This window comes from Bacteroides sp. NSJ-39 (assembly GCF_014287315.1).
Lineage (GTDB): Bacteria > Bacteroidota > Bacteroidia > Bacteroidales > Bacteroidaceae > Bacteroides > Bacteroides finegoldii.
Genome location: NZ_JACOOB010000050.1, coordinates 1 through 3,122 on the forward strand (window position 1 = coordinate 1; position 3,122 = coordinate 3,122).

3 protein-coding genes are annotated in these 3,122 nt (G+C 56.5%); all 3 read left to right on the plus strand.

Annotated features, from left to right (window positions below; translation table 11 throughout):
- Nucleotides 1-36 precede the first annotated feature (36 nt).
- From H8S63_RS19620 to H8S63_RS19630, 3 genes are read left to right on the plus strand one after another with little or no spacing between them, the layout of a single operon-like run.
- Nucleotides 37-288 (plus strand): DUF4134 domain-containing protein, encoded by a 252-nt coding sequence (locus H8S63_RS19620; protein WP_255467635.1) that lies wholly within the window; start codon nucleotides 37-39, stop codon nucleotides 286-288.
- 10 nt (nucleotides 289-298) lie between these two features.
- Complete coding sequence (locus tag H8S63_RS19625) at nucleotides 299-631, plus strand: DUF4133 domain-containing protein (protein ID WP_032535929.1); 333 nt, start codon at nucleotides 299-301, stop codon at nucleotides 629-631.
- Entirely contained in the window at nucleotides 628-3,027 is a 2,400-nt protein-coding gene (locus H8S63_RS19630) for a TraG family conjugative transposon ATPase (protein WP_118431112.1), read from the plus strand. The genes H8S63_RS19625 and H8S63_RS19630 overlap by 4 nt, the downstream gene beginning before the upstream one ends.
- Nucleotides 3,028-3,122 lie beyond the last annotated feature (95 nt).

Below are 3,122 nucleotides of genomic sequence, written 5' to 3' on the forward strand. Positions count from 1 at the left end.
AGGCAGAACTATTCCTTCAGTAAGAATGGCAATGCGTTGCTTGAGCCGTGTGAGGGGAAACTCTCATGCACGGTTCTTAGAGGGGAAAGCCCCAGCAATGGGGCTGACCTACTCGACACGAAACTCATCTACGCCATCGGCGCGGTAGTCGGGCTTATCGGGGGCGTGAAAGTGTACGGGAAATTCTCGTCCGGCGATCCCGACACCTCCAAGACTGCCGCCTCGTGGTTCGGGGCGTGCATCTTCCTGATTGTCGCCGCCACCATCCTGCGCTCATTCTTCCTTTAATAAACAATGTATGGCTGAATACCCGATAAACAAGGGTATCGGCCGTCCGGTAGAGTTCAAGGGCTTGAAGGCTCAGTACCTCTTCATCTTCTGCGGAGGTCTGCTGGCTCTCTTCGTCCTGTTCATCATCCTCTACATGGTCGGCATCGACCAGTGGATATGTATCGGCTTCGGCGTGGCATCGTCCTCCGTCCTCGTATGGCAGACCTTCGCGCTTAACGCCCGGTACGGCGAACACGGACTGATGAAATTAGGGGCAACAAGGAGCCATCCCCGATACCTTATCAACCGGCGGCGGATCACCCGATTATTCAAACGGAAACGAAAGGAAGAAACGACATGAGGAATACATCCAAAATGACAACACTGGAAAACAAATTCCCGCTAATGGCGGTGGAGCAAGGCTGCATCATATCCAAAGACGCCGACATCACGGTGGCTTTCGAGGTGGAGCTGCCGGAGCTTTATACCGTGACGGGCGCGGAGTACGAGGCGATACACGGCTGCTGGTGCAAGGCGATCAAGGTGCTGCCGGACTTCTCCGTCGTCCACAAGCAGGACTGGTTCATCAAGGAGAAGTACACGCCGGAACTTCACAAGGACGACATGAGTTTTTTGAGCCGCTCTTTCGAGCGTCACTTCAACGAGCGTCCGTACCTGAAGCACACGTGCTACCTCTACCTGACCAAGACGACAAAGGAGCGTAACCGGATGCAGAGCAATTTCAGCACGCTGTGCCGGGGGCATATTATCCCGAAGGAGCTGAATAAGGAAACCGCCGCGAAGTTCATGGAGGCTGCGGAACAGTTCGAGCGCATCATCAACGACAGCGGCTTCGTCAGGCTGCGCCGCCTCTCCACCGACGAGATCGTGGGGACGGACGGCAAAGCCGGGCTGATAGAGCGTTACTTCTCACTCATGCCCGAAGGCGACGCCACGTTGCAGGACATCGACCTCTCGGCAAGGGAGATGCGCATCGGTGACAACCGCCTGTGCCTGCACACCCTGTCCGACGCGGAAGACCTGCCCGGCACGGTGGCTACCGACACCCGGTATGAGAAACTCTCCACCGACCGCTCGGACTGCCGCCTCTCCTTCGCCTCCCCGGTGGGGCTGCTGCTCTCCTGCAACCACATCTACAACCAGTACGTGATTATCGACAACAGCGAGGAGAACCTCCAAAAATTCGAGAAGTCCGCAAGGAATATGCAGTCGCTCTCGCGCTATTCGAGGAGCAACAGCATCAACCGCGAGTGGATAGACCGCTACCTGAACGAGGCGCACTCCTACGGGCTGACCTCGGTGCGGGCGCACTTCAACGTCATGGCGTGGAGCGACGATGCGGAGGGACTGAAACACATAAAGAACGACGTGGGCAGCCAGCTGGCAAGCATGGAGTGCGTGCCGCGCCACAACACCATCGACTGCCCGACACTTTATTGGGCGGCTATGCCCGGCAATGCTGCGGACTTCCCGGCGGAAGAGAGTTTCCACACCTTCATCGAACAGGCTGTGTGCCTCTTCACGGAGGAAACCAACTATCGCAGCTCGCTCTCGCCCTTCGGCATCAAGATGGTGGACAGGCTCACGGGAAAGCCGCTGCACCTCGACATCAGTGACCTGCCGATGAAGCGGGGCATCACCACGAACCGTAACAAGTTCGTATTGGGTCCTTCGGGCAGTGGCAAGTCGTTCTTCATGAACCACCTCGTGCGGCAATACTACGAGCAGGGCGCGCATGTGGTATTGGTGGACACGGGAAACTCCTATCAGGGGCTATGCGAGATGATACGGCGCAAGACGGGCGGCACGGACGGCGTGTATTTTACCTACACGGAGGAGAAGCCCATCAGCTTCAACCCGTTCTATACCGACGACTACGTGTTCGACGTGGAAAAGAAGGACAGCATAAAGACGCTGCTGCTGACGCTCTGGAAGTCGGAGGACGACAAGGTGACGAAAACCGAAAGTGGAGAATTGGGCAGTGCCGTGAGTGCCTACATCGAGCGCATCAGGGCAGACAGGAGCATCGTCCCCTCGTTCAACACCTTCTACGAGTACATGCGCGACGACTACCGCAGGGAACTGGCGGAGCGTGACATCAAGGTGGAGAAGGAGGACTTCAACATCGACAACATGCTTACCACCATGCGGCAGTATTACCGGGGCGGACGCTACGACTTCCTGCTCAACTCGGCGGAGAACATCGACCTGCTGGGCAAGCGGTTCATCGTCTTCGAGATCGATTCCATCAAGGACAACCGCGAACTGTTCCCGGTAGTGACCATCATCATCATGGAAGCCTTCATCAACAAGATGCGCAGGTTGAAGGGCGTGAGAAAGCAGCTTATCGTGGAAGAGGCTTGGAAGGCTCTCTCGTCGGCAAATATGGCTGACTACCTGCGCTATATGTACAAGACGGTGCGCAAGTATTTCGGTGAGGCAATCGTGGTGACGCAGGAGGTGGACGACATCATTTCCTCGCCCGTCGTCAAGGAGAGCATCATCAACAACTCCGACTGCAAGATACTTCTTGACCAGCGCAAGTACATGAACAAGTTCGACCAGATTCAGGCGTTGCTCGGACTGACGGAGAAGGAGAAGTCGCAGATACTCTCCATCAACATGGCGAACAACCCCTCACGGCTCTACAAGGAGGTGTGGATAGGCTTGGGCGGCACGCAGTCGGCGGTCTATGCCACCGAGGTGAGCGCGGAAGAGTATCTGGTGCGCCCGTAAAGGGAATTTGACGAATGTCGCTTTGGCAAGCGACTGGGCAAGTGTTTAAAATGCCCATTAACAACCGCTAACCGGAGGGGAAAACCCCACAAGGG

Coding starts and splice junctions, on each gene's coding strand:
- H8S63_RS19625 (WP_032535929.1), top strand. CDS start 299: ATGGCTGAATACCCGATAAACAAGGGTATCGGCCGTCCGGTAGAGTTC.
- H8S63_RS19630 (WP_118431112.1), top strand. CDS start 628: ATGAGGAATACATCCAAAATGACAACACTGGAAAACAAATTCCCGCTA.